Source organism: Micromonospora sp. NPDC047548 (genome assembly GCF_040642975.1).
Classification (GTDB): domain Bacteria; phylum Actinomycetota; class Actinomycetes; order Mycobacteriales; family Micromonosporaceae; genus Micromonospora.
This window is the reverse complement of sequence record NZ_JBEYTI010000009.1, coordinates 29890-55869: the sequence shown is the minus strand read 5'-3', so window position 1 is coordinate 55869 and position 25980 is coordinate 29890. Positions and strand designations below refer to the sequence as shown.

Annotated in this window: 26 protein-coding genes and 5 tRNA genes; 13 read left to right on the top strand and 18 right to left on the bottom strand. The window is 72.2% G+C overall.

All coding sequences use genetic code 11. The annotated features are described in order from the left end of the window. Positions 1-92 precede the first annotated feature (92 nt). The 4 genes from ABZ807_RS12325 to ABZ807_RS12310 form a co-directional block, all read right to left on the bottom strand. Positions 93-1277 carry a cytochrome P450 gene (locus ABZ807_RS12325; RefSeq protein ID WP_357155712.1) on the bottom strand — a complete coding sequence of 395 codons (1185 nt, stop codon included), beginning with the start codon at positions 1275-1277 and terminating at the stop codon, positions 93-95. Between the two features lie 9 nt (positions 1278-1286). Then, on the bottom strand, positions 1287-1955 hold the full coding sequence (locus ABZ807_RS12320) for a 50S ribosomal protein L11 methyltransferase (protein ID WP_357155709.1): 669 nt from the start codon (positions 1953-1955) through the stop codon (positions 1287-1289). 279 nt (positions 1956-2234) lie between these two features. Continuing rightward, positions 2235-2816 (bottom strand): TIGR03086 family metal-binding protein, encoded by a 582-nt coding sequence (locus ABZ807_RS12315; RefSeq protein ID WP_357155706.1) that lies wholly within the window; start codon positions 2814-2816, stop codon positions 2235-2237. Positions 2817-2931: 115 nt separating this feature from the next. Continuing rightward, positions 2932-3534 (bottom strand): TetR/AcrR family transcriptional regulator, encoded by a 603-nt coding sequence (locus ABZ807_RS12310; RefSeq protein ID WP_357155703.1) that lies wholly within the window; start codon positions 3532-3534, stop codon positions 2932-2934. A 297-nt stretch (positions 3535-3831) separates the two neighbouring features. Here ABZ807_RS12310 and ABZ807_RS12305 point away from each other — a divergent pair. The 3 genes from ABZ807_RS12305 to ABZ807_RS12295 all read left to right on the top strand — a co-directional run bounded on the left by ABZ807_RS12305 (position 3832) and on the right by ABZ807_RS12295 (position 4096). Further along, positions 3832-3904 (top strand) — tRNA-Gly (locus ABZ807_RS12305). A 34-nt stretch (positions 3905-3938) separates the two neighbouring features. Continuing rightward, positions 3939-4009, top strand: a tRNA-Cys gene (locus ABZ807_RS12300). Between the two features lie 12 nt (positions 4010-4021). Further along, a tRNA-Val gene (locus ABZ807_RS12295) sits at positions 4022-4096 on the top strand. 175 nt (positions 4097-4271) lie between these two features. Here ABZ807_RS12295 and ABZ807_RS12290 read toward each other — a convergent pair. Then, positions 4272-4511, bottom strand: coding sequence for a DUF6458 family protein (locus tag ABZ807_RS12290; protein ID WP_357155701.1), 240 nt, complete (start codon positions 4509-4511; stop codon positions 4272-4274). A gap of 161 nt (positions 4512-4672) precedes the next feature. On the opposite strand from ABZ807_RS12290, the gene ABZ807_RS12285 reads away from it, so the two are divergent. After that, positions 4673-4745: transfer RNA gene (locus tag ABZ807_RS12285), tRNA-Gly, on the top strand. Positions 4746-4754: 9 nt separating this feature from the next. Further along, positions 4755-4829 (top strand) — tRNA-Val (locus tag ABZ807_RS12280). A 161-nt stretch (positions 4830-4990) separates the two neighbouring features. Here ABZ807_RS12280 and ABZ807_RS12275 read toward each other — a convergent pair. Next, a complete protein-coding gene (locus ABZ807_RS12275; protein WP_357155698.1) occupies positions 4991-5584 on the bottom strand; it encodes a hypothetical protein in 594 nt (197 codons plus the stop codon). Between the two features lie 557 nt (positions 5585-6141). On the opposite strand from ABZ807_RS12275, the gene ABZ807_RS12270 reads away from it, so the two are divergent. After that, complete coding sequence (locus ABZ807_RS12270) at positions 6142-7146, top strand: NAD-dependent epimerase/dehydratase family protein (RefSeq protein ID WP_357155696.1); 1005 nt, start codon at positions 6142-6144, stop codon at positions 7144-7146. A gap of 13 nt (positions 7147-7159) precedes the next feature. On the opposite strand, the gene ABZ807_RS12265 is transcribed toward ABZ807_RS12270, so the two are convergent. Next, the gene (locus ABZ807_RS12265; protein ID WP_357155693.1) at positions 7160-8134 is read right to left on the bottom strand and encodes a nitroreductase; all 975 of its coding nucleotides are present in this window, start codon (positions 8132-8134) and stop codon (positions 7160-7162) included. Between the two features lie 185 nt (positions 8135-8319). On the opposite strand from ABZ807_RS12265, the gene ABZ807_RS12260 reads away from it, so the two are divergent. After that, complete coding sequence (locus tag ABZ807_RS12260) at positions 8320-8958, top strand: response regulator transcription factor (RefSeq protein ID WP_357104812.1); 639 nt, start codon at positions 8320-8322, stop codon at positions 8956-8958. Between the two features lie 51 nt (positions 8959-9009). Here ABZ807_RS12260 and ABZ807_RS12255 read toward each other — a convergent pair whose 3' ends face one another. From ABZ807_RS12255 to ABZ807_RS12215, 9 genes are all read right to left on the bottom strand, one after another. Further along, a complete protein-coding gene (locus ABZ807_RS12255) occupies positions 9010-10683 on the bottom strand; it encodes a GAF domain-containing sensor histidine kinase (protein WP_357156113.1) in 1674 nt (557 codons plus the stop codon). Between the two features lie 97 nt (positions 10684-10780). Then, entirely contained in the window at positions 10781-11791 is a 1011-nt protein-coding gene (locus tag ABZ807_RS12250) for a nitroreductase (RefSeq protein WP_357155690.1), read from the bottom strand. A gap of 288 nt (positions 11792-12079) precedes the next feature. After that, on the bottom strand, positions 12080-12946 hold the full coding sequence (locus tag ABZ807_RS12245) for a universal stress protein (RefSeq protein ID WP_357155687.1): 867 nt from the start codon (positions 12944-12946) through the stop codon (positions 12080-12082). Between the two features lie 31 nt (positions 12947-12977). After that, complete coding sequence (locus tag ABZ807_RS12240) at positions 12978-15380, bottom strand: phosphoketolase family protein (protein WP_357155684.1); 2403 nt, start codon at positions 15378-15380, stop codon at positions 12978-12980. A 128-nt stretch (positions 15381-15508) separates the two neighbouring features. Next, positions 15509-16339: a universal stress protein gene (locus ABZ807_RS12235; RefSeq protein ID WP_357155681.1), complete on the bottom strand. Its 831-nt coding sequence runs from the start codon at positions 16337-16339 to the stop codon at positions 15509-15511. Between the two features lie 202 nt (positions 16340-16541). Beyond that, positions 16542-17348 (bottom strand): PP2C family serine/threonine-protein phosphatase, encoded by an 807-nt coding sequence (locus ABZ807_RS12230; protein WP_357155679.1) that lies wholly within the window; start codon positions 17346-17348, stop codon positions 16542-16544. A gap of 245 nt (positions 17349-17593) precedes the next feature. Beyond that, complete coding sequence (locus ABZ807_RS12225) at positions 17594-18319, bottom strand: hypothetical protein (RefSeq protein WP_357155677.1); 726 nt, start codon at positions 18317-18319, stop codon at positions 17594-17596. Between the two features lie 24 nt (positions 18320-18343). Then, positions 18344-19282, bottom strand: a complete 939-nt coding sequence (locus tag ABZ807_RS12220; protein ID WP_357155676.1) for a hypothetical protein — start codon at positions 19280-19282, stop codon at positions 18344-18346. 277 nt (positions 19283-19559) lie between these two features. Next, positions 19560-20243 (bottom strand): alpha/beta hydrolase, encoded by a 684-nt coding sequence (locus ABZ807_RS12215; protein ID WP_357155674.1) that lies wholly within the window; start codon positions 20241-20243, stop codon positions 19560-19562. Positions 20244-20296: 53 nt separating this feature from the next. Between ABZ807_RS12215 and ABZ807_RS12210 the strand changes: the two genes are divergently transcribed. Next, positions 20297-21280: a WYL domain-containing protein gene (locus tag ABZ807_RS12210; protein WP_357155672.1), complete on the top strand. Its 984-nt coding sequence runs from the start codon at positions 20297-20299 to the stop codon at positions 21278-21280. 950 nt (positions 21281-22230) lie between these two features. Beyond that, on the top strand, positions 22231-22698 hold the full coding sequence (locus tag ABZ807_RS12205; protein WP_357155671.1) for a hypothetical protein: 468 nt from the start codon (positions 22231-22233) through the stop codon (positions 22696-22698). A 181-nt stretch (positions 22699-22879) separates the two neighbouring features. Here the strand turns inward: ABZ807_RS12205 and ABZ807_RS12200 are convergent, their stop codons facing one another. After that, a complete protein-coding gene (locus ABZ807_RS12200; protein WP_357155669.1) occupies positions 22880-23314 on the bottom strand; it encodes a VOC family protein in 435 nt (144 codons plus the stop codon). Between the two features lie 373 nt (positions 23315-23687). On the opposite strand from ABZ807_RS12200, the gene ABZ807_RS12195 reads away from it, so the two are divergent. The 4 genes from ABZ807_RS12195 (at position 23688) to ABZ807_RS12180 (ending at position 25269) form a co-directional block, all read left to right on the top strand. Beyond that, positions 23688-24050, top strand: coding sequence for a DUF2089 domain-containing protein (locus tag ABZ807_RS12195; RefSeq protein ID WP_357155667.1), 363 nt, complete (start codon positions 23688-23690; stop codon positions 24048-24050). After that, positions 24047-24307, top strand: coding sequence for a hypothetical protein (locus tag ABZ807_RS12190; protein ID WP_357155666.1), 261 nt, complete (start codon positions 24047-24049; stop codon positions 24305-24307). Before ABZ807_RS12195 ends, ABZ807_RS12190 begins: the two co-directional genes overlap by 4 nt. 22 nt (positions 24308-24329) lie before the next feature. Next, on the top strand, positions 24330-24761 hold the full coding sequence (locus ABZ807_RS12185; protein WP_357155665.1) for a hypothetical protein: 432 nt from the start codon (positions 24330-24332) through the stop codon (positions 24759-24761). A 358-nt stretch (positions 24762-25119) separates the two neighbouring features. After that, a complete protein-coding gene (locus tag ABZ807_RS12180; RefSeq protein ID WP_357155664.1) occupies positions 25120-25269 on the top strand; it encodes a hypothetical protein in 150 nt (49 codons plus the stop codon). A gap of 81 nt (positions 25270-25350) precedes the next feature. Here ABZ807_RS12180 and ABZ807_RS12175 read toward each other — a convergent pair whose 3' ends face one another. Further along, entirely contained in the window at positions 25351-25812 is a 462-nt protein-coding gene (locus tag ABZ807_RS12175; RefSeq protein WP_357155662.1) for a hypothetical protein, read from the bottom strand. Positions 25813-25980 lie beyond the last annotated feature (168 nt).

The following is a 25980-nucleotide window of genomic DNA, read 5'->3' as shown; positions in this document are numbered from 1 at the left end:
CCAGGGCCGGGTAACTCGGCGCCCGACGGCACCCCCAGGTAGCCCGGTATCTGCCAGCGGACGGTTACCGCCGGCGGCGGGTGATCGGAGGGTCATGGCCGGGGACGGTCCCCTGTCGGGCGGCGCACCACGAAGGCGTCCGGCATCCGGAAGGTGAGGTTGTCCGGGCACCACGGCGGGCGTACCACGGTCACGCCGTCGAGCAGCGGGGCCGCCTCGGCCACCACCACCGCCGCCTCCATCCGGGCCAGTTGCGCGCCAACGCAGCGGTGCGCCCCCGCCCCGAAGGCCAGGTGCCGGCGCGACCCGCGCTGCCCGGGCCGGAACCCGTCCGGCACGGCCACCACCTCCGGGTCGCGTCCGGCGCGGGCCAGCCAGAGCACCACGCTGGTGCCCGCCGCCACCGCCGTCCCGCCCAGCGTGGTGTCCACGGCGGCCACCCGCCGCCAGGTCACGATCGGCGGCTCCAGCCGCAGCCCCTCCTCGACCACGTCGGCGACCGCGACCGTGCCGGCGCGCAGCCCGGCGCGTACCTCGGGCTCGGCGGCGAGCCGGTGCAGCAGCAGGGTGAGGAACTGCGAGGTGGTCTCCTGGCCGGCCACCAGCAGGAAGAACAGCGCGCCGACCACCACGTCGGGGGAGTGCCCGCCCGCCCGCAGCGCGGCCGCCAGGCCGCCCCCGGTGGCGGCGAAGTCGCGCAGCACGGTGTGGAACCGGCCCACCTCGGCGGCGAGGGCGAGCTGACGGTCGGCGTCCAGCGGCGCCCAGAACAGCTCCAGCGCGGCCCGGGCGAAGTCCTTCACCGCGCCGACCGGGGCGTCCGGCAGCTCGACGAGCCGGGCCAGCACCAGCAGCGGCAGGTCGGCGGCGAGTTCGGCGTACAGGTCGACCGGCTCGCCCCCGTCGAGCGCGGCGGCCAGCCGGGTCACCCGTCCCCGGACCAGCCCGGCCAGCCAGGGCTGCTGGGCGGCCACCCGGGTCGGGTGCAGCGCCTGGGCGACGAGCGCCCGGATCGCCGGATGGCTGGGGGCGGAGTTGTTGGCCAGCGTCGCCGGCAGCCGGAACCGGTGCCCGGCGAGCATCCGCAACGCGGCCACCGGGAGCGGGGTCACGGCGTCCAGGGCGTTGTCCGGCCGCCAGGTCGCCGGGTCGGCGAGGACCTGCCGGACCAGCGCGTGCCGGGTGACCACCAGGTGGTCGACCCCGACGTGGTCGGCGACGGTGGCCACGTCCGGCCACCGCCCGTCGACGCTCTCCCCCCAGCCGCGGAACAGCACGCCGACACGCTAGCGGGCGGCTCCCGGAGGGGCGGGGTCCAGCTCCCAGACGGTGGTGCGCTTCACCTGGACGCTTTCCAGCGCCTCCGGCACCGGCACGTTGTACGCGGCCAGCTCCCGGAACCGCTCGCGGGGCAGGAAGGCCCGCCCCGGATCGCCGACCAGCACCCGGGCGCCGGAGCGGGCGGCCCGCAGCAGGAAGCGCAGCATCCGCCGGGCCATCGCCTCGCTGTAGAAGACGTCCCCGGCGAGCACCACCTCGGCGCCTCCGGCGTCACCGTCGAGGATGTCGCCGAACTCCGCGTCGACGCGTACCCCGTTGGCCTCGGCGTTGAGCGCGACGGCGGCCACCGCCCGCTCGTCGACCTCGACCGCGCGGACGGCGGCGGCGCCGGCCCGGGCGGCGGCGATGGCGACCAGGCCGGAGCCGGAGGCCAGGTCGAGCACCCGCCGGCCGGCGACCAGCTCCGGATGGTCGGTGACGTAGCGGGCCAGCCCCTGACCGCCGGCCCAGGCGAAGGCCCAGAACGGTGGCGGCTGGGAGCTGCGGAACTCGCCCTCGGTCAGCTCCCAGAGCCCGATCGGCTCGTCGGCCTGGTGCAGCCGCACCTCGGGGACGAAGGCCACCGGGGCGAGGCGGGCGTGCAGCCGGACGAAGGCCGCGGAGAGGTCGGACACCCGGGCATTGTCTCCCGGGGCGGTCCCGGGCGTGTCGCGGGTCGGGTGTGACCGGTTCACCACGCGGCGTGAAAACCCGCCGCTGATCGGGGGCCGCCGGGGTCGGGCGGCGGCACCGCCCGACCCCGGCGGGTTCACTTCGAGAACACCTGGAACTCGGGGATCCGGACCTGGTCGCGTGCCGGACTGGCGGTTGCGCAGTCGGTGCTGGTGGCCGGGTCGTCGTCCTGCTCACCGGCGCTTCCGGGTGTCCCCGGCCCCTGCCTTCGGCCGCCCGGGTCAGGCCGGCGGCGTCCAGTCCGGGTCGCGGCCGAAGACGGCGATCAGCCGGTCCTGCGCGTCGGCGTCGGCCGGCACGTCGACCCCGGGCCGGACCAGCTCGCCGCTGCGGTAGTCGGCGGCCCGCCCGGCGAACCACCGGGCGCAGGCGGCGACCGCGTCGGCGTCCAGGCGCGGGTCCGCGCCGATCGCCACCGCCAGGTCCCATCCGTGTACGAGGTGCTCGGCGACGAGCTGGTGCAGGTACTCGCCTGCCGGCGTCTCCCCGGCCGAGAGGTGCACCGTGGCGTCGAGCGCGCCCGGGTGGCTGGCCGCCACCTCGGCCTGGGACGCCACCTGCCGGGCCGTCCCGATCGGGTCGTCGCCGAGCTGGTCACCGTCGAACCGGTCGCCGATCTCCTCGATCGTCCGGCCGGCGAGCAGCGGTACGGTCCACCGGTCCTCGGTGACCACGTGGTTGACCAGCGTGTGGACGTCCCAGTCGGCGCAGGGCGTCGGATCCGACCACTGCCCGGGCGTGACCTGCTCCACCCGGTCGACGAACTCGGCCAGGCTCCGTCGGTATGTCTCCAGCAGGTCCATGTCGCCGATTGTCGCGGTTGCCCCGGTGGCTCCGGGCGGTTTTGCCCGGTCGTCCGGTCGACGGGCAGCGGGCGCGGCCGGGGTTGCTGCGGCCCCGCCCACGGCGGTGGCCTCGTCAGTCGAGCTGGGCCGGGTCGAGCCCCAGCTCCCGGGCGGCGATCAGCCGGATCCACTCGGCGAACTGCCGCCGCGAGATCACCCGCTCGTGCACCGCGAGCTGGACGGCCAGCCCGTCCATCACCGCGCTGATCCGCCAGGCGGCGCCCGCCGGGTCGGCGCAGACGAAGGTGCCGTCGGCCACCCCGTCGGCGATCACCGAGGCGAGGTCCTGCCGCCACCGCAGGTCGAGCCGGCGGGAGACCTTTTCCAGCTCCGGGGTGCGCAGCGACTCGGCCCAGCCGTCGATCCAGATGGACCAGGAGATCGACCGGCCGGCGGGGGTGTAGAGGCGCAGGATCCTGCGCAGCTTGGTCAGCGGCGGTGCGGAGGAGCGGATCACCCCGTCGAGTCGGGCCAGATCCTGCTCCACCGCGTACGCGAAGGCCTGTGCCAGCAGCCGTTCCTTGGTGGCGAAGTGGTAGAAGACGAGTGCCTGGCTGACCCCGGCGGCCTGCGCCACGTCGGCCGTCCGGGTGTTGGCGAGCCCGCGCTCGACGATCACGTGGCACGCTGTGCGCAGCAGGGAATCCAGGCGGACAGCGGCGGCACGTCTCGTCACGCGGTTACCGTAGCCCATCGATGTGAGCACAGCGCGTTACCGGAGCGGCCGGTCGAGCGCGCCACAGTCGGAATCCGGACAGCTCTTCTCCGGCGCGTCGTGTAGGGCCTGACCTGGGCGTCAGCGACTTTCCCGAACCCGCCGACCACCCCACCCAGTCTCCTAGGAAGCTCTGGGAAGGGTGCCCGCCGTCTCTCCCCGAACCCGACGCGGGACGCGTCGAGAACACCCCCGATTTGGCAACTGTTCCAAGGCTCGGCTAAAGTTCTCATCCGTCACCGGTAACGCCGGAGACAAGCGGACGTAGCGCAGCTGGTAGCGCATCACCTTGCCAAGGTGAGGGTCGCGGGTTCGAATCCCGTCGTCCGCTCGGAGCTGCCGCCACGCATGACGGGGGCAACCTCGGTGGGGTGGCCGAGAGGCGAGGCAACGGCCTGCAAAGCCGTGTACGCGGGTTCAAATCCCGTCCCCACCTCGGTATGAGCACGGGCGATTGGCGCAGTGGGAGCGCGCTTCCTTGACACGGAAGAGGTCACTGGTTCAAACCCAGTATCGCCCACCAGGACGACAAAGGCTGGTCACCGGAAATCCGGTGACCAGCCTTTGTCTGTGTCGCCACCGGCCGGTCGCCGATGCTCCGGACACGGACGAGGGCGCCCGCCAGCCGTGGGTGATCAGCGCCCCCGTCGTACGCGCCCGCGACCGATCAGCTCCGTCGGCTCGGGGAGTGGTGCGCTCTACAGCGGCGGGGCGACGTCCCGGCGCTCCTCGACCCGCCGGTACTCCACCGGCTCGGTGGTGGTGACCACCTCGCGGCGGCGACCCCAGACCAGCGCGGTCATGACGAGACCGAGCACGCCAGCTGCCATCAGGATCCAACCGACGACGTCGAGGTCGACGCCGCCGATGCTCGCGTCCAGGGCGAAGGTCAGGATCGCGCCGGCGGCGAGCAGGAAGATACTCGTTCCGATACCCACGACAGCCTCCTTCAGGGGATGCGGTGTGCTGTCGAGGTGACTCAGTACCCCGTCGGTGGCCAGCACAACCACCCGTCACGGACGGGCCGGGTGGGGCGACGGAACAGGCGATCTTGCCGTCGGGTAGAGTTCATCCCGTCGCCGGGGAAACCGGGCGGCACGCGGACGTAGCGCAGCTGGTAGCGCATCACCTTGCCAAGGTGAGGGTCGCGGGTTCGAATCCCGTCGTCCGCTCTCGACCATGGGCGATTGGCGCAGTGGGAGCGCGCTTCCTTGACACGGAAGAGGTCACTGGTTCAAACCCAGTATCGCCCACCAGGCATCTGCCACGACACGCGAAGCCCCGGCTTGTGAGAGCCGGGGCTTCTGTCGTCCTCGCGGGCCATACCCCCGCCGTGGGCAGCCGCCGTGATGTCTCGGATATGCCGCTGGCCGGCACCCCTCGTTCGGGGGTGCCGGCCAGCGTGTGGTGCGGTGGGTCAGCTGTTCCAGTGCTGGGCGACGAGGTCGGCGGCCTGCTGCTCCCACTGGGCGTAGGCGTCCGGGTAGGCCGACACCTGCACGGTCTGCGCGGCCTCGGTCAGCGGCATGTCCTTCCAGCCGTCAACCTGCTTCAGGCCCTTCTCGAACGCCATCGTCGAGTACTCGGGGTCGGTGATCTGCTCGACCGTGCCCCACCCGCTGGACGGACGCTGCTGGAACAGGCCCAGCGAGTCGTGGTCGTTGCGGTCACCCAGGTGACCCAGGTTCTCCAGCTTCGACTCCTGCAGGCTCGTGGCGATCGAGATCACGGCGGCCCGCTCGTCCAGACCCGACTTCTTCGTCGCGGCGATGATCGCCTTGGCATTGTCGGTCTGCTCGCCGTTCAAGTCGATCCGGGACTGCGCGCCCTGCACACCGTGCGGGATCAGCTTGGCGTTGTCCACGGCCGGCTTGTCCGCCTGCACCACCGCAACCGACTTCATGTCAGCCGCCGGGGCGGCATGGGCGCCGGTGGCCGGACCGGCGAACACGCCACCGGCGAAAGCCAGACCAGCAATACCAAGAACGCTCTTACGCATGATCGTGTTCATGGGAGGTAGCTCCTTCGAGGGGGGATTGGCACCACGGCCACAACCCGGGGGGTCGAGCACGCGGGCAAGCACCACGACAAGGCGCTCAACAAAACAAGAAGAGGAAAGCTTCTGTCCGGCAGGCTTCACGAGCGGGGGCTCGCGGCGCCGGGACCATGTGTAACGACCGGCGGCCCACCACCATTCCCGGGGGCCCACACCCCGAGCCGGCCACACCATCAGGTCAGGCCAGCGGGGGTTGCTGCTGCGATCGTCCAGGTGATGTAACCACCCCCGGCCGGCCACCATTCCGCCGCCCGGGTGCCGCCGGTCACGGGACACCGGGCACGGCTCGCCTCAAACCGGACGCCCAGCGCCCCCGCGCGCTGGACATACCGCGTCGCGGCGAGTCCGCCCCGCGCTACCGGACATACCTCCCAGCCGGCCACCGAGCCCGACAATCCGGTGGTGGGCCACGGTCGACGGTGAAGGGGCGGGCGGCGGGTTCTGCCGAGGGCAGATCCGCTACCGGTGAACGGGGGGTCCGCCGGCGGCCGGGACGGGACAGGCTGGGACGCATGAGACTGCTGATGTTGGGTGGTACGGGCTTCGTGGGCGGCGCGACCGTGGCCGAGGCGGTACGGAGAGGCTGGTCGGTGACGGTGTTCAACCGGGGGGTGCACGGCGCCGTGCCCGAGGGCGTACACCGGCTGCGGGGTGACCGGACGGCGCCGGACGGCCTGGCCGCGCTGGCCGGCGGCGAGTGGGACCTGGTGGTGGACACCTGGGACGGCGCGCCGCAGGCGGTGCGGGACGCGGCCCGGGCGTTGGTCGGTTCGGTGCCGCACTACGCCTACGTCTCCAGCGGCTCGGTCTACGCCCCGCCGGTGCCGGCCGAGGTCGGCGAGGAGGCGCCCGTGGTGGCCGCCGCGTCCGACGCCGGTGACGGCGACTACGCGCAGAACAAGGCGGGCGGGGAGCGGGCCGCGGTGGAGGTGTTCGGGGACGGCGCGTTGCTCGTCCGGGCCGGGCTGATTCTCGGGCCCGGGGAGGACATCGGTCGGCTGCCCTGGTGGCTGGACCGCATCGCCCGGGGCGGGGACGTGCTGGCGCCCGGCCCGCAGGACCTGCCGATCCAGTACGTGGACGTGCGGGACCTGGCGGCCTGGACGCTGGACCGGGGCGCGGAGCGCGTCGGCGGGGCGTTCAACGTGATCAGCCGTAGCGGGCACGCGACCATGGGGGAGTTGCTGGCGGCGACCGTGGCGGCGACCGGGTCGGACGCCCGGCTGCGGTGGACGGATCCGGAGCAGATTCTGGCGGCCGAGGTGGTGCCCTGGAACGACCTGCCGATCTGGGTGCCGCTCGGCCACGAGTACCGCTGGTTGCAGGAGCGGGGCGTGGAGAAGGCGTACGCGTCGGGGCTGACCTGCCGGCCGGTGGCCGAGACGGTCGCCGACACCTGGCGGTGGCTGCGACAGGTGGGGTCCGTGCCGGCGCGGGCCGGGCGGCCGGCGCGCTCGGCGGTGGGGCTGGACCCGGAGCGGGAGGTGGCCCTGCTCGGCAGTCCCCGTCCGGCCTGACGCCGGCCACCGCTCAGGCCGACACGACGGTCAGGTCGAGCACCTCGTCCACGCCGCGCCGGGGGGTGGCCACCCCAGGCTGGCCGTAGCCGACCCGCATCACCATCTGCGGCGTGCCGAACCGGCCCAGCGACAGCCGTAGCGCCTCGCGCGCCCCCGACACCTCGATCGGCTGGGACAGCAGGGAGACGCCCAACCCGGCGTCGGTCGCGGTGAGCAGCACCCGTTGCAGGGCCTGCCCGGCCAGGATCTGGTCGGTGGCCGTGTTGCCGGGGGAGCCGAGGATCGCGACCAGCGGCTCCGGCTCGAAGTCCCGGCCGGGGGCCCGGTTGCGGCCGCCGAAGCCCCGCATCGGCAGCAGGTCCTGCGGTTCGCTCTGCGGGCCGCCGGCGGCGGCCGGCACCCCGTCGGGCGCGGGCTCGCGGCGGATCCACTCCGCCCGCTCCTCCCGGTAGCCGGGGTCGCGTTCCAGCACCCGATGGGCGCTGCGGGCGACCTCGGCGAAGGCGTTGACGGCGCTGGTGCCGATGACCAGCTCCAGCCAGCACTGCTCGGCGCGGGCCGCCTCGCCGAGGCGCCACCGGGCGTCGGCCGGCACCGGGTCCGGCCAGAACGGCGCGCGGTTGCTGAACCGGCGCGGGATCGCCGCGTACAGGCTCCGTTCGGTGGGGGTGGGGGGTCGGGGCGCGTCCGGGACCAGCCGGGCCACCACGTCCGGTTCGGTCGGGTACGGCCGCAGCCGCACCGTGGCCGGGGTGCCCGCGACGGCGAGGGCGAGCCGCAGGTTGAACAGGGCGGCCCCGCAGGAGATCCGGGTGCCCCAGCCGCTCGGGTCGGTGGCGGGCAGCCGCCGCGCCGGGTCGACCGACAGCTCGATCCCGCCGTCGCGCAGCCGGAATCGCCATGGTTGGGTGTTGTGCAGGGAAGGCGCGCGGACGGCGTCCGCGGCGGCTGCTCGTAGCTGCGCGACGGTGAAGCCGGTTTCCATGGTGATGCTCCTTCCGTGGCAGGTCGGGCCGCCCCCCGTTGGTTCATCTACACGGTGCGTCACCGGCCGGTGGGTCGGGCAGGGCCGGATGTCCCGTCCGCCCGGGCCCCACTTCCCGCCGTGACGCGGCACGGTAGGGACCTTCGGCCCGTGCGGGAGGCGGCCGGGGCGGGTAGAAATGACGGATGATCCGGGTGTTCCTCCTCGACGACCATGAGGTCGTCCGTCGTGGCCTTGCCGACCTGCTGCAGAGCAGCGGCGACATCGAAGTGGTCGGCGAGTCCGGCTCCGCGCAGGAGGCCGCCCGGCGCATCCCGGCCCTCCGGCCGGACGTGGCGATCCTCGACGCCCGGCTGCCCGACGGCAACGGCATCGACGTGTGCCGGGACATCCGGGCCGTGGACTCCTCGATCAAGGGTCTGATCCTCACCTCGTACGAGGACGACGAGGCGCTCTTCGCCGCGATCATGGCGGGGGCGGCCGGTTACGTGCTCAAGCAGATCCGCGGCACCGACCTGGTGGACGCGGTGCGCCGGGTGGCGGCCGGCCAGTCGCTGCTCGACCCGGCGATCACCACCCGGGTGCTGGAGCGCATCCGCAGCGGCGTCGAGCAGCCCCGCGAGCTCAAGACGCTCACCGAGCAGGAGCGCCGGATCCTGGAGTACGTGGCCGAGGGGCTGACCAACCGGGAGATCGCCGGCAAGATGTTCCTGGCCGAGAAGACCGTGAAGAACTACGTCTCCAGCGTGCTGGCCAAGCTCGGTCTGGAGCGGCGGACCCAGGCGGCGGTGCTCGCCACCCGTCTGCTCGGCCAGCGGCACTGAGCGCCCGCCGCGCGGGGTTTCCCGGGGCGGCGGACCGCCGGACCCGGCCGGTCAGTCCTGCAGCGGGACGCACCAGAACAGCTCGGTGCCGTGCGGTTGCGCCCGGCGTACCTGGAACTCGCCGCCGTGCCGCTCGGCGCGTTCGCGCAGGTTGACCAGCCCGCCGCGGGCGGCGGCCGGGTCGCAGCCGACGCCGTTGTCGGTGACGGTGACGGCGAGCCGCCGGGCGTCGACCCGGACGGCGACGGCGACCCGGGTGGCCTCGGCGTGCCGGACGGCGTTGGACAGCGCCTCGCGGAGCACGGCCGTGAGGTCGGGGCGGACCGATTCCGGCACGGCGCTGTCGATCGGCCCGGCCAGCTCCGCGGTGGGGCGGAAGCCGAGCGACTCGGCGGCCAGGTCGATCGCCTCCCGGATCTCGGTGCGCAGGGCCGCGCTCATCGGGGTACGCAGCTCGAAGATGGTCCGCCGGATGTCCCGGATGGTGGCGTCGAGGTCGTCGACGGCCGCGTTGATCCGCTTGGCGACCTCGGGCCGGGTGTTCATCGGGGCGGCGCTCTGCAGTTGCAGTCCGGTGGCGAAGAGCCGCTGGATCACCACGTCGTGCAGGTCGCGGGCGATCCGCTCGCGGTCCTCCAGGACCACCAGCAGCTCCCGTTCCTCCTGGCCGCGGGCCCGTTCCATGGCCAGCGCGGCCTGCCCGGCGAAGCTGCCCAGCAGCTTCACGTCCTCGTCGGCGGCCCGGCCGGCGTCCGGCTGCTGGGCGATCACGAGCACGCCGTGCAGGGTGTCCGCCGCGGCGAGCGGGGAGACCACCGCGGGGCCGGCGATCACCGGCACCGGCCAGGGGGCGGCCTCGGCGAGGTTGTCCACCAGCTCGTGCCGGTGCTCGGTGACCGGGCCGGCGAAGCTGGTTTCCGCGGCCGGCAGCACCGCGCCGACCAGCGCCTGGTCGGCGCCGTCGGCGGAGTCGACCACCTCGACGGTGAACTGGCCGGCGTCGGAGTCGTAGAGCAGCACCAGGGCCAGCTCCGCCTCGGCGACCTCCCGGGCCCGCCGGGCCACCAGGGTCAGCGCGTCGGTGCGCCGGACCTCGCCGAGCAGCACCGAGGTGATCTCGGCGGTGGCGGCGAGCCAGCGCTCCCGCCGGTGGGCCAGCGCGTAGAGGCGGGCGTTCTCGATCGCCACGCCGGCCGCGGCGGCGAGCGCGACCACGATCTCCTCGTCGTCCTCGGTGAACTCCGGGGCGCCCTGTTTCTCGGCCAGGTAGAGGTTGCCGAAGACCTGGTCGCGGATGCGGACCGGCACGCCGAGGAAGCTGTGCATCGGCGGGTGGTGCGGCGGAAAGCCGTACGACTTCGGGTGGCGGGTGATGTCGGGCATCCGGAGCGGGCGCGGTTCGTCGATGAGCAGGCCGAGCACGCCCCGCCCGTGCGGCAGGTCTCCGATCTTGGCGTGCACCTCGGCGTCGATGCCGTGGATGATGAAGTCGTGCAGCATCCGGTCCGGCCCGATCACGCCGAGCGCGCCGTAGCGGGCGCCGACCAGGTCGCAGGCGGACTGCACGATCCGTTGCAGGGTGCTGCGCAGGTCGAGGTCCGAGCCGATGCCGACCACGGCGTCCAGCAGGGCACGCAGCCGCTCCCGGCTGGTGACCACCTCGCCGACCCGGTCGAGCATCTCCTGGAGCAGCTCGTCGAGGTGTACCCGGGACAGCGGGCTCAGGCCGAGCGAGGGGGCGAGGGGCTCGTTGCGGGGGTTCGGTTTGCTGGCGGCCACGCAGGCGATGCTATCGCCTGCGTGACCGCCGGGCACCAGGGCGTCAGGAGCGCTGGTCGCGGACCGCGGAGGTGTCGACCACCTGCTCGGTGGGCAGCCGCGGGGTGTGCGGCGGCCCCGCGTGCGCCGGGTCCGCGAGCCCCAGCCGCATCGAGAGGTACGGGAAGCCCAGGTCGGAGAGCATGTGCCGGAGCGTCTGCCGGGTGCCGTCGACCTCCACCACGCCGCTGAGCGGCACCAGGGACACCCCGAGCCGGGTCGCGGTGAGCCAGGCGGCGGAGAGCGCCTCACCGGCGCGTAGCCAGCTGTCCGGCTCGTCCTCGGTGCCCCAGAGGATCGCGTAGACGGCCGCCCGGTCGTGCCCGGGGCCGACCGGCAAGCTGCCCGGGCGGCCGAAGTCGCGGCCCGGGACGGTGGTCTGCGGGGCCTCCTCGGGCAGCACCTCCGGCGGCAGCCCGGTGCCGGTTCCGGCCCGGCTGGTCCAGTACGCCAGCTCCTCGCGTAGCTCCGTGCTGTCTGCCTCGACCGCTGCGGCATGCTGGGCGGCGCCGGCGAGCTGGACCTTCTGGGTGTTGTCGAGGATCTGGAGGTTGACGCCCTCGCGGGTGGCCGCCCGGTCGATGTCGTTGAGCGCGGCGTCGGGGATCGGCTCGTCGGTGACCGGTCGCCGGTCGGTGTGCCGCACCTGCATGCACTGCACCATGCGCATGGCGTCCGGGTCCATCCCCGACCGGCTCAGCCCGGTCAGGCGGGCCAGCAGGTCCGGCTGCGCCGGGTCGGGCAGCCGCTCCACCACCGCCGTCCAGCCCTCGGCGGCCAGCGCGAGCCGGGCGTGGTGCAGCGCCGCGCCGCAGCTGATCGCCACCAGCCGCCCCTCCGGGTCGGTGGCGGCCAGCTGGCGGTCGGGAGCGGTCCGCAGTTCCAGGGCGTCGGGCAGGACCCGCCAGCGCCACGGTTGCGTGTTGTGCACCGAGGGGGCGTGGCCGGCGGTCGCGGCGGCCTCCGCGAGCGCGGTGGTCAGCGGGCGGTCCTGTGCCGGCGTCTCGTGGCTCATCGTCACGACCTTTCCGTCTCTCCCCATCGTGCCCCACCCCGACGGTCGCGGGGCGGGTTGCGGCTCCATCCTGCATGGTGCCCGGACCCGTCGCAGAGTACGCAGGCCGCGCGGCGTCGGACGGGTCGCCCCGCCCGTTTCCTCCGGATCCTGTCGTGGGTGGGCGGCTTCGCTGGGACGACCCGCAGGTGGGGGCGGAGCCGCGGGAGTGCGTGCCGGAGCAGCCGGTCGCCCGGCACCGGGGGCGGAGCGGGGGCGGGCACCCGCCGGTGCCGGGCGGCGCCGCCGTCAGCGTTCCCGGGCCACCACGACCGGGCAGTACGCGTGCTGGAGCAGCTGCTGGCTGACCGAGCCGAGCACCATCCCGCGCAGCCCGCCCAGGCCCCGGCTGCCCACCACCATGAGCTGGGCGCCCCGGCTGGCCTCGACCAGGGTGGCGGCCGGGTTGCCGGGCGTCACCTCGACGTCGACTCCGACGTCGGGGAAGGTGGCCCGCCACTGGGCGAGGGCCTCCTCCACGGCCGCCCGTTCCTCGGCGACGGTGGCCCGCTCGTCGTAGTCCGAGGGCCGCCACCGCTGGCCGGGCGGCTCGAAGACCCGGACGATCCGCAGCGGCGCCTCCCGCTGCGCCGCGGTCTCGACCGCGAAGCCGAGCGCCACCCGGGAGGACTCGGAACCGTCGACGCCGACCACCACCGGGCCCGCCGCGCCGGCCTGCCCGGCGCGGACCACCACCACCGGGCAGTGCGCGTGGGCGGTCACCGCGACGGCGGTCGAGCCGGCGAGCAGGCCGCCGAAACCGCCGTGCCCGCGGCTGCCCAGCACCAGCAGCCCGGCGTCGGTGGACCGCTCCTGCAACACCAGGGCGGGCGGCCCGTCGTACACCTCCCCGTGCACGGTCGTGCCCGGCCGCGCGGCGGCGGCGTCGGTGGCCGCCTTGTGGACCATGTCCTCGACCTGCCGTCGGGCGGCCTCGTCGGGCCAGATCCCCGGGGCCACTCCGGGGCCGATCCAGCCGGTCACGGTCAGCCACTCGAAGACGTACGCCAGGCGGACCGGCCGGCCGCTGCGCTGCGCCTCGTCCAACGCCCAGTCCAGCGCCAGGGTGGCGTCGGCGGAACCGTCGTAGCCGACCAGGATCTCGTCTTCTCTCATCGCCCTCACCTCCCGTTCCCGGCCGACCGGTTCACTGCCCGCCCTGCAGGGCGGGGTCGGTCTCGCGGATCCAGCGCCACTCGGCGACCCGGGGGTCGTCCTCGCCGTACCGGCGGGTGTGGTCGCGGCAGGCCTGGCGGGCGTCGACCATCTCCTGGCGCAGGTGGGCGGCGCGCGCGGCGAGCCCGGGCACCCGGTCGATGACGTCGATGACGAGGTGGAACCGGTCCAGGTCGTTGAGCATCACCATGTCGAACGGCGTGGTGGTGGTGCCCTCCTCCTTGTACCCGCGTACGTGCAGGTTGCCGTGGTTGGTCCGTCGGTAGGTGAGTCGGTGGATCAGCCACGGGTAGCCGTGGTACGCAAAGATGATCTGCTTGTCGCGGGTGAAGATGGTGTCGAATTCGTTGTCCGGCAGGCCGTGCGGGTGCTCCGACGGCGGTTGGAGCCGCATCAGGTCGACCACGTTGACCACCCGCACCTTCAGCTCGGGCAGGTGCTGGCGCAGCAGGTTCGCCGCGGCGAGGGTCTCCAGGGTCGGCACGTCGCCGGCGCAAGCCAGCACCACGTCCGGTTCGCTGCCGTCGTCGGTGCTGGCCCAGTCCCAGATGCCCAGGCCGCGCCGGCAGTGCTGGATCGCCTCCTCCATGGTCAGCCAGTTCGGTGCCGGCTGCTTGCCGGCGACCACCACGTTGATGTAGTGCCGGCTGCGCAGGCAGTGGTCCATGGTGGAGAGCAGCGTGTTGCCGTCCGGCGGCAGGTAGACCCGTACCACCTCGGCCTTCTTGTTGACCACGTGGTCGATGAAGCCCGGGTCCTGGTGGGAGAAGCCGTTGTGGTCCTGCCGCCACACGTGACTGGAGAGCAGGTAGTTCAGCGAGGCCATCGGCTGCCGCCAGGGAATGGCCCGGGTCACCTTGAGCCACTTGGCGTGCTGGTTGACCATCGAGTCGACGATGTGGATGAACGCCTCGTAGCTGGTGAAGATGCCGTGCCGGCCGGTGAGCAGGTAGCCCTCCAGCCAGCCCTGGCACAGGTGCTCGGAGAGCACCTCCATCACCCGGCCGTCGGGGGAGAGGTGCTCGTCGCCGGAGACGGTGCCGGCGACGAACACCCGGTCGGTGACCTCGAAGGCGGCGCCGAGCCGGTTGGAGGCGACCTCGTCGGGGCCGAAGAGGCGGAAGGTCTGCGGGTTGGCGCTGATCACGTCGCGGACCCACTTGCCGAGCACACCGGTGGCACCGACGGCCGGCTCGCCCGGCTGCTTGACATCGACCGCGTAGTTTCGGAAGTCCGGCAGCTCCAGGTCGCGCAGCACCCGGCCGCCGTTGGTCACCGGGTTGGCGCTCATCCGGCGGTCGCCCCGGGGCGGCAGCGCGGCCAGCTCGGGGACCGGGCCGCCGGTGGCGTCGAAGAGTTCCTCCGGCCGGTAGCTGCGCAGCCAGCGCTCCAGCTCGGCCAGGTGCCCGGGGTTCTTGCGCACCTCGTCGATGGGCACCTGGTGGGCCCGGTAGGTCCCCTCGACCGGCTTGCCGTCGACCTCGCGGGGGCCGGTCCAGCCCTTCGGCGTACGGAGGATGATCATCGGCCAGCGGGGACGCTCGACGGCACCGCCGGAGCGGGCCTGCCGCTGGATCTCGGTGATCTCGTCGAGCACCCGGTCCAGCGTGCCGGCGAGGGCCTGGTGCACCGTGGCCGGGTCGTCGCCCGCGACGATGTACGGCTGGTAGCCGTAGCCGCGCATCAGCTCCAGCAGGTCGTCGGTGGGGATCCGGTCCAGCACCGTCGGGTTGGCGATCTTGTAGCCGTTGAGGTGCAGGATGGGCAGCACCGCCCCGTCGCGGGCCGGGTTGAGGAAGACGTTGGACAGCCAACTGCCGGCCAGCGGCCCGGTCTCCGCCTCGCCGTCGCCGATGACGCAGGCGACCAACAGGTCCGGGTTGTCGAAGGCCGCGCCGTACGCGTGGCTGAGGGCGTACCCCAGCTCGCCGCCCTCGTGGATCGAACCCGGCACCTCCGGCGCCACGTGGCTCGGGATGCCGCCAGGGAAGGAGAACTGGCGGACCAGCCGGGCCATGCCCCGCTCGTCCTGGCTCACGGCGTGGTAGAGCTCGCTGTAGGTGCCCTCCAGCCAGGCGTTCGCCACCAGGGCCGGACCGCCGTGGCCGGGGCCGGTGACGAAGATGGCGGACAGGTCACGGTTGACGATGACCCGGTTGAGGTGGGCGTAGAGCAGGTTGAGACCCGGACTGGTGCCCCAGTGGCCGAGCAGGCGCGGCTTGACGTGCTCGGGCTTCAGCGGCTCACGGAGCAGCGGGTTGTCGAGCAGGTAGATCTGCCCGACGGTGAGGTAGTTTGCCGCCCGCCAGTAGGCGTCCAGCCGGCGCAGCTCGTCTTCGGTCAGTGGGCTGTGCAGGTCGAGAGCGGTGTTCATGCTGCAATAGCCTCTCGCGCGTCGGGGACTTCTGCATGTCGAAGGCGGCGGATATCCATCCGGGCCTGTCCAGCATCGCCCGGCGGGTGCGAGTGGATCAGGGCCGTTGGTCCCGGGGCCGGCGGGCGTCATGGCCCGTCCGGCACCGTGGTGGTCAATCCGCGGACGACGATGACCGGCGACGGCGCGTGGTACAGCAGGGTCTGGCTCACCGCGCCCAGCATGCCGCGCCACGCTTCGTCGCCCCGGGCGCCGACCAGCGCCACCTGCGCGGACCGGGACTGCTCGACCAGGACGGTGCCCGGGTCGCCGCGGACGGTGTGGCACTCCGCCGCGACGGCGGGGTGCCGCCGCCCGGCCTCGGCCACCGCCTCGACGAGCACGTCGTCGCCGTCGTCGGCCCGTCCCGGCTCGACGATCCGCACCGCGAGCAGCCGGGCCTCCCGGCGGGCGGCGCAGTCGAAGGCGAAGCCGAGCGCGGTCCGCGAACTCGCCGACCCGTCCACCCCGATCAGCACCGGCCCGGCGACGGGTGGGTCGCGGCGGACCACCAGCACCGGGCAGCCGGCCCGCGCGGCGAGCTGCACCGCCGGCGCGTCGGCCGGTACGCAGTCCCCGCAGCCGGCCATGCCGCCGTCGCCGATGGCCAGCAGGAACGCCGACTCGGAGCGGCGGGTCAGCGCCGCGACCGGTGCCCCCTCGACGATCTCGGCGCTGACCGACACTTCCGGCTCGACCTCGGCGGCGATCGCGCCGGCCTGGGAGATCAGTTCGTCGGCCTCGGCGCGGGTCCCGGCGACCGATTCCCCCTCGAACGCCGCCTGCCAGTTGAAGGCGTGCAGCAGGACCAGCTCCCGGCCGTGCGCGGCCGCCTCCCGGGCGGCCTGTCGGACGACCTCCGTGCACTGCGGTGACGGTCCGACGCCGACCACCACCGGCGCGCCGGTGGATCCGGTCATCCGGCTCACCTCCCGGGCGCCCCGCACGGTACGGCCACGCCGACTCCACCGACGCTAGTCGGGCCGCCGCCCCGACGGGCCGGGATCGGCGCACCCGGGCGGTCCGCGATCGGCGGTGCCGGGTGGCTCGGCGGTTCCGGGTCGGTGGGTCCGGGTGGCTCGGCGGGTCCGGGCGTCGAAGGCCCGCGCGCCGAACAGCGCGTCAACGCTGGTCGCCGGCACCTTCCGCGGCGGGCCGGACGCGGAGCACCACGGCGGTGGCGTTGTCCTCGCCGCCCTCGGCCAGGCTGGTGGCGAGCAGGCTCCGGACCGCCCGCGTCGGATCGCCGCCGGTGAGCGCCTCCCGCATGCGGTGGTAGTCGACCTGGTCGCTCACCCCGTCGGTGCAGAGCAGCCAGGTGTCGCCGACCCGCAGCGGCACGGCGAGCAGGTCCGCGTCCGGGTTGTCCGGGTGGCCGACGTAGCGCAGCAACTGGTAGCGGGCCCGGGCGGCCTCCGGGGAGTCAGCCCGGAACCAGCCGTGCAGCAGCCCCAGCCAGGCGGCCGTGTGGTCGACGGTCATCAGCTCCAGCACGCCGTCGCGCAGCCGGTACGCCCGCGAGTCGCCGAGCTGGACGAGCCAGGCCTGCTCGCCGTCCGGCTCGACCAGCAGGGCGGTCAGCGTGCAGCCGGTCAGCTCGGCCAGCCGGGTGCCGGCGGCGCGTACCAGGGAGCGGGCGTCGGCGACCGCCGCGCGCAGCTCGCGAGGCCCGACGGCGGGCCAGCCGGCGCGGACCGCCTCGACCAGGGTGGTCATCGTCGTGGCACCGGCCACCCGGGAGCCCTCGCCGGAGCCCATGCCGTCGACGACGGCGGCGAAGGGCAGCGTCGGGTCGACGTGCAGCACGTCGAAGTTGGCCGGATAGCGGTGGCCGACCACGCTGCCGGCGGCGACCTCCAGCGCGACCCGCCCGGCGGCGAGGTGGCAGGTCAGCGGCTCGGGCCGGTCGGACGGGGCGCGGCGGAACATCAGCGGACCGTAGCACCGCCACCGCCCGCGAGCGGGGCGGCCGCGGTCGTGTCGGCCGGCCGCGGCTGGCCCCACTGCACCGCGGTTACCGCCCGTCGGTCACCCTGGGTAACCATGGTGTGGGATTGTGATGAACCGAGTGGCGGCTGTCCGCGCGGATCGCGTCAGATCCGTGCGTTCCGACCTGAGCGCGGCAGGCCCTGTCAGCGGTCCGCAAAGCACTCGTCAACTGGGCACTGGGCTGTTCATCGGTAGAGCGGCTGGTCCTGGGTGGGGTCGGCGGGGACCACGTCGAGGCGTGGGTCGGTGGTGAGTTGGGTGATCAGCGCCCGGGTCCCGCCGATCCCGGCCCAGTGCGGATCGACGTCCGTGGCCACGCACCAGGCGTGATCAGCGGGCCAGGCGAATGCCGGCTCGGCGTTGGTGAGACGACGCTGGCCCGGCCACCCCGCAGCGGTGTCCCATGTGCCGACGTCGGCTAACGGCCCTCGAAACAACCAGTACGCACGGTTGGGCACCACAACCTTGGGCGCACGCGGTGTCGAGGGCGGGGCAGCGGGTGTGGGTGCCAGGCCCGGCTGGCCGCCGAGCCGCTCGAGCGGGGCGCCTGTGTTCTCTTCGCCGATGTACACGGCGTCGTCGTCGGCTGCGACGTCGGCGTCGCCGAAGCCTTCCCAGACGCAGAAGTAGCAGTCTTCGGGGGTCGTGGTGTGGGTGGCCAGCACCTCGAAGAGGGTGGGCAGCTGGTCGGTGGGCCAGTCCGCGTCGACGTCGTTCTCGCTTTGGCCGGGGCGTGTCGGATCGGGCAGGAACCGAAGCCGCGCGTAGGCGTCGAAGCCCGCAGGGCCGAGGCCCACAAGCTGCTGCCACGGCAGGTCGCTGTGGGCGATCCAGTCGGCGGCCGACAGTTCCCGACAGAAGTTGAGTGTCACCCACACAGAAAACGCCAAGTAACGCCCGGACGGCGGCAAATGCGCGCATCCATTCCTTACCGGCTATGGAGTCCAGCGGGCGCCCAGGACTCCATCGGAATCGGGAAGAACGGCCGTCATTAGGGGGCGGCGTTGCTCGGCGTACACCGATAAAGCTGTTGCGGCAGCGGCATCCGCTAGTCGCGCGCGTACTGCAGGCTGGTCGGACTCCTCGATAAGACGGCTGGTGATCCGGCCGGCATGGTCCTGCCAGACCACCTCGACAAGTCCTTCGTCGGGCAGCGAGTCCAGCACACCCAGGACATCGGCGCTCAAATCGGGCCAGACCAGCAGTCGCGCGCGAGGTGTCAAACTGTCACGGACCGTGTCAACGGTGCTCGGGGTCAGCCGGTGCCATCGCGAGTCGTTGTGCACGTAGCCCTCCTCGAGCAGCGCGGTGCCGAGTTCGTCAACCAACTCCGCCAGGTCGGCCCAGAATGCCGCGTCGGCGGAGCGGACGTCGATGTGGTCGTCGTCGTCCAACCCGAAGACGTACGGCGAGCCGGAGATCGGCTCCGCGAACAGACCATGCTTTTGGGCGAAGGCGACCGCCTTGGGGCAGCCAGCGCTGCTGCCGACATAGACGTACTGGTCCCAGCCGACGTGAACGAAGAAGTCGTCCCCCGCTTCCAGCCGGCACCATACGCCGTCGCCACGCAGCATCAACCGCACCAGCTCCACGGCATGATCCAGCTGAAGAGGAGCGCCGTCGTGGTAGCCGTCCAGGTCGGCGCCGAACAGCTCGACGAGCCCACCGAAGCGTTCGTGGATGTCCGATCCGATGCCCGTGACGATGTGGACCGACGGCTCCCTGATCTGTAGGACGTCCACGCCCCTGTCCTCGGCGAAGGCCGCCACCGTGTCCAGATAGGCGGCCTCGACCGGACCGTAGTCGCTGTCGGTGTCTTCGCGGCCGATGTAATGGCCCCGCTCATCCCGATCAACCGGGTTGTACTTCGTCACGCGCCAGACGCGAAGCGTCGGAGCCTGCCTCCCCATAGTCACCTCACGATCATGGCAGAACCTATGACGCGGACCGACGGCTCGATGCGCGTGGTTTCCGGGTTCACCGACCGGTTCGAGCGCACTACTTTCGACAAAGCGGATGCCGAAGCGGCCACCAGCCGTGACGCTGCGTAGCGCGCCGGATCGCGGCAGATCCGGATGCTGCGTTGTGGCAGTGTCACGCCATGGAGCCGGCAGCAGACCACGACGCCGCACGTGCGGTCTCCGTGTCCTGCTAGACCGCGGCGAGGATCCGCGCCAGCTCTGTGGGCCGCGTCATCATCGGCCAGTGTCCGGAGTCGATGTCGACCAGGTCGACGTGCTTGGCCCGGGCCAGCTCGGGTACGTCTCCCGCGGCGATCGATTCCTGCGCCTCGGCAGGCGTGAACTCCGGGCACACCACCACGACCGGGACGTCGAATCGCCGCTCGTCCGTCAGCCGTACGACGCCCCTGGCCACGCCCTCGGGAACCGGGATCGCCGCCGCCGCGAAGGCCTGCCGGGCCTGCTCGTCCAGGTCGGCCGCGTCCGCCCCGTTGAACGGTCTCCAGCCTGGGAACGGCATGACGCCGTCGCTGATCTCGAAGAAGTCGGCGTACGGCCGCCCGTCGCCTGAGGGGAACCCGCCGATCAGCACGACCTTGGCCACGCGCCCGGGCCGCGCGTCGGCCGCCATCCAGGCCAGGGTGCAGGCTGCGGAGTGCCCCACCACCACCGACCTGCCGGGACCCCCGTCCACGGCGGCAAGCACTGCGGTCAGCTGGTCGGCCAGCGTCGCCGACATGTTCCCGTCGCCCTGCCCCGGCAGGGTCACCGGCACCGCATGGCGGCCCCTCTTTTCCAGCTCGCACGCGACGCTGGTCCACACCGACCCGTCGAGCCATAGGCCACCCAGGAGCACGATCTGTTCTGCAGTCATGGAATCAACCTAGAGGCGATTCCGGACGTTCTACTTCCGTTACTCTTTCCGCTGTGCGAACCGGTCCGAGCCCTACCGCCCGGGCCCTGCGCGCGCTCGAGATCCTGCAGGCACGTCCCGGCGCGACTGCCGACCAGCTCGCCTCCCTCCTAGGCGTGACGGAGCGGGCCGCGCGACGCTACGTCGGGATCCTTCGCGAGGCCGGCATCCCGGTCGAATCGGTCCGCGGGCCGTACGGCGGCTACCGGCTGGGCCGCGGCACCCGGCTACCGCCGGTCGTCTTCACCCAGGAGCAAGCGCTCGGCCTGGTCATGGCCGTGCTCGACGGGCAGCCGGCCGCGATCGATGCCGACGACCTGATCGGCTCGGCGCTCAGCAAGGTCATCCGGGCTCTCCCCGACAGCGTCGGACGGCAGGCGGCGGCACTGCGGGCGTACGCCTCGGCCACCCCTGACCGACATTCGGCCCGCCCTGACCCCGCCACCACAAGCGCCCTGGTCGCCGCCGTCGCCGACCGGCGCCGCGTCCTGGTCACCTATCGAGGCGAGAGCGGCGAGGAGTGGGACGCCGAGGTCGACCCGTGGGCAGTCGTGGTGCGGTACGGGCGCTGGTACCTGCTGTGCCACTCGCACCGCGCGGACGCGATCCGCACGTACCGTATCGACCGGGTTCGGGCCGTGCGGCAGATGCCGCACGGCTTTACGCCGCCCGACGACCTGGATCCGGTTGCCGCGCTCGAGGAGAATCTCGGCACAGGCTGGAAGTACCCCACCCGCGTGGTGTTCCACGCGCCGCGGGAGAAGGTGGCACCGTGGATCCGGCCGCCGATGGGCCGCCTCGAGCCGGACGGCGACCGGTGCGTACTGGTCGGCAGCACCCGAAACCCCGCGATGTACGCCCAGGAATGGCTGGCCGTTATCCCCTTCGACTTTTCTGTGGAAGAAGGCCCCGAACTACATGCCGCCGTGGCCACGGTCGCGGCCCGCTTCAGCACAGCACTCTCGCCTTCGCCGCCCGAAACCCGGCCCGGCGACTAGCGCCGACGACATCCGACGGCTGCCGGCTCGCTGGTAACGGAACGTCACGATGGCCGTCCGCCCGTTCCTGTGGATCTCGCTGAAGCCGCTGGCCGGCTCGCGGGCGGTTGAAGGCTCGGACGTGCCTCCGCCATCTGGACGACGGCGATCAGCCTGGAGACCATCCAGGCCACGCCTATGGACGGCTTCATGCTGCGTCGATCGTTCGCGGCCGACCCCATTGCAGTTCCTCTGCGATTTGCCGGTTCCCGTCGAGCACCTCGGCGTTGTGTGTCTGCAGGGATCCGAGCGGGCCCCGACGTCGCCGTTAGGGCCCCCGTAGCGCCGGTAGGTGATCGGCTGGCCGCTGCGGTACCGGAACAACGGCCCCTCCTCGATTGCGTGCCGCTGCAGATACCGCATAAGTGTGGGCGACACCGGCTGCCACCGCACGGTCTCGCCCATCTCCCGCAGCCGGATCAGACACTGATCCGGGTCCAGGTCGACCGGACGCCACGCCAACGCCCCGCCCCGGCGGCACGCCGTCTCGGTGTGCAACCGCAGCAGCAAACTATCCAACGCCGGATCATCACCCGTGCTCGCCGCGACCTCGTTGATCTCCGCCAGCCGAGTGTCCGCCAACGCCCGTCGGGTACTCGGCAACCGCCGCGGCTTCGCCAATCTCAACGCAGGGCTGTCCGCCTCCGACAGGAACCCGTCGGCGGGCTGACCATGTCGGCCAAGGCCGTCAGCGGATACACCACGAGCAGGTTCGCGACGTCGCCAACATCCTGACCACGCTCGACCTGCCGCCCAGCGACGACACCAACCGCCGCGTACTCGCGGTCCTGACCTACCTCCGCCTCCGGCCCTCGATGCGCTGAACGGGGTTGCGAAGATAAACAATCTTCGACGAAACTCCCCTGACCGTCCCGCCGGACACCGGCGGGCCCAACCCCGCAGGGGATCCCATGCAGCCGTTGCACCCGGAGTCGACCTCACGGCGTCCGGTTTGGATGTGGGCCGGCGGCGCTGCGGGGCTCGGACTCGCCCTCGCCATGTTCCTTAACAACAGCGGACCGCTCACCGACGCTGCGGCGAGCCGGCCGACCACCGGCACCCGGGTGGTCTCCGGCGCGGTGGTGTTCGGCGACGGCGCATCCTTCACCAGGGATGACCACGGCGGCTGCGCCGGCATCGGCGCCCACGCCGACGTCATCGACGGCGCCCAGGTGCTCATCATGACCACAGGCGGGTTGGCCGCCGGGAGGCTGACCGACCCGCAGGCGCTTACCGACGGCACCTGCCGATTCCGGTTCTCCGTCCGCGGGGTGCCGACCGGGCAGGACGCCTACCTGGTCATGGTCGCCGACCGGGACCCCCGCCAGTACACCGAACAGGAGCTGACCGGCGCGCCGGTGAGCCTGCGCGTCGACTGAAACCGGTCAGAGGTCCAGCGGCTCCAGATGAGCGGATGTTCGCGCCGATCGCCGCTAGATTCGTGCTCGTGGACACCGAGGGGTGGTTCTGGATCAGGACCGTTGGCGCGCCGCGGGACGGCGACCCTCGTGATGGCGAACTGCACCAGTCGACTCGCGAAGGTGCCACGTTCGCGGCCACTCAGTCGAGACAGAACTCGTTGCCCTCGATGTCCTGCATCACGAGGCACGACTCGTTGTTGCTATCGGCAGGCAGTAGTCGCACGCGTACCGCGCCGAGCGGGACCAGTCGTGCGCATTCGGCCTCAAGTGCGGCCAGGCGCTCTTCACCCACGAGCCCGGTGCCGACCCGCACGTCAAGATGCAGCCGATTCTTGACGACCTTGCCTTCGGGAACGCGCTGGAAGAACAGTCGCGGGCCCACACCTGAGGGATCAATGCATGCGAACGCTGAACCCTGATGCTCAGGCGGCAGCGCGCGATCGAAATCGTCCCAAGTAGCAAACCCCTCCGGTGGCGGCGGTACGACGTACCCCAACACCTCGCACCAGAAACGAGCGACGCGCTCAGGTTGTGCGCAGTCGAAGGTGACTTGGATCTGCTTGATCGACGCCATCGGTCCACCATATGCGATTCCTTGACGTCTTGAGACCGGCCGATACTGCCCGGGCCGCGTACCTGGTGGCGTCTGACGTGCTCCCGGTGACGACCCGGCGGGTGTACGTCGGGCCTTCGGTGAACGCGCACCGCCGGATCGTGGGCTTTGTCGGCGTACTGCTCGCCCGCCGGAGCGCAGGTACGTCGACGACATGCCGGCGGGGACGACTGCACTGCTGGTCACCACGGGGACAAGGCGGATCGCGGACGACAGTCGACAGCCCAGGCAATGAAGATCAAATTAGAAAAATCAAGATTAGGGCGTTGACGGCTTAAAAAAATCAAGATACAAATGAATAGCGAGCATGTCGCCGAGAGTAAGGGAGCCGAGGGTGGACTGGCAGGAACTGACGGACCTGACGCACGGACGGCCGTTCGTGGTCGAGCGGGTCCGCCTCGCCGGCAGCGGCGTCGTGGTCGAGGGGCAGTTCGAGACGCCGCAGCTGGCTCAGCTCAGCGTCGACGACCAGGTGTTCGTCGCCGCGTTCGTACGGTCGCACGGTTCGATCAAGGAGATGGAGCGGATCTTCGGGGTGAGCTACCCGACGATCAAGTCCCGGCTGAACCGGATCGCCGAGCACCTCGACTTCGTCGACACCGACCCGGCGCCCACCGGCGCCGACGTCGTCGACCGCCTACAGCGCGGGGAGATCAGCGTCCAGGAGGCCCTGGCCGAGCTGGAGAGGTCCCGATGATTCCGCAGCTGGTGACGTACCGCCAACGCCGTCGCGACGGCCGCTGGCTGCGGCTGTACGTCCCGGTCGTGCCGGTCGTGCTGCTGCTGTCTCCGCTGCTGCTGGTGGCCGTGCTGGTCGGACTGGTCGCCTGCCTCGTCTTCCGGGTCAGCCTGGTGGGCGCGCTGCGCGGCACCGGGCAACTGCTCTGCGCGCTGCCCGGCACCCGGTTCGAGATTGAGGACGGCCGAACGGCCGTGCTGGTAAGCGTCAGATGACTCAGAAAGGGGAGGAGCGACAATGAACGAGCAGCGCCGCCAGATCCTGCAGATGCTGGCTGAGGGCAAGATCACCGCGGACGAGGCCGAGCGGCTGATCGACGCCCTCGAACGTGAACAGCCCGAGTCGCCGCCGGGAGCCGTGCCCCGCCCGAAACCCCGACCCAAGTACCTGCGCGTCGTGGTGAACTCGGAGGACGACTTCGGCGGCGACGGTCCAAGCCGGGTCAACATCCGGGTCCCGCTACAACTGCTGCGCGCCGGGGTCCGGCTCACGAGCCTCATCCCTCCGCAGGCACTCACCCAGGTCAACGCGGAGCTGAACAAATCAGGGATACCCATCGACCTCACCCAGCTCAAGCCGCAGCACATCGAGGAGCTCATCGAGCAACTCGATGAGCTCACCGTCGACGTCGACCAGCCCGACACCAAGGTGCAGGTGTTCTGCGAATGACACCGCCACAGCGCCGGACGCCCGCCCGCACCACGCGGTCGGGCGGCCGTCCGGCCGGCCGGCGGCCGCGGGCGTTCAACCCGTCACGCGACGGAGCCGCAGTGTCCGACCCGGCCACCGCGCCCCACCCGGCGACAAGACCATGCAGCCGCCGCTTCCCGGCACAGGAACATCCTCATCTAATGGGTTCCCTGCGGGTGCAGGATGGCTCCGGTAGCGGTTGGCGGGTCAGCACTCCACTCATCAGGCCTTCGAGGTCGTGCGGCAGACCGTGCTCCCGTCTCCGCCGGGTCGGCGGCCAGCCCGATGTGTCCGTCCGGGCGGACGAGGATCAGGGCGTCGGTGCCGCATGTGCCGCGTGTCCGTCGTCGTCGAGGAGGCCGTCTGGCCCGACAAGGTAGGGCGTGACGATGTTTTGTCTCGATGTCGCCGAGCACTGTGGCGCAGCGTCACCAAGGCCGAGCAGGGTGAAGTGCGGGCCACGGAAGAGGTCGAAGAGGCGAGTTGACGAGCCGGTGACCGGGTCGCGCAGTGGCCCGTCCGGTGCCCGGTCGCCTGGTCGCGGTCCGGTGGATCGGCCGGCCGATGGTCACGATGCACTGCCCGCGCGGCGCAGGTGAGGTTGCTCGGGAGGAAGCGCGCGCAGTTGCCGCTCCAGCTCCAAGACCCGGTCGGCGTAGGGCGCAAGGCGGGCCCGCTCGATGGCGAACAGCAGGTCGTCCTCCACCTTGAACTCGGCTTCCCGCGACAGCCCCCACGCCTGCGCCATCCAACTGCCGAAGGCGAAGATCGAACCTATGACCAGCGCCGCGCCGAGCTGCCCGACCGTGCCGCCGACCAGGGTGAGCACGACACCCACGACGAACGCGACGGCGAGCAGCAGCCGATACCGCCGCGCCACCCCGGCCGCATTGAACGGACCGATCAGCGGACGTCCCGACCCAGTCCAGAGGCCCCAGCCGCGCCGGTGCGATGCCTGGTCCCGGAACTCGGCGTACGCGGCCCTGAACTGCCCGAGCAACTCGTCGCGGTCCGACGTGTCAACGCCCATGCTCATGCCTCCACGCCCGCCGCGATCGACAGCAATGCATCGACAGTAGGCAGTCGGCGCAAGTCCACGCACCGGATGTTCGAACGCGACGGCTCGGGGCGCACTGGAACCACGAAAGGTGGGAGTTACCGGATCTGCGGCCGGCCGGGCCGGGATCGGGCAGCCGCG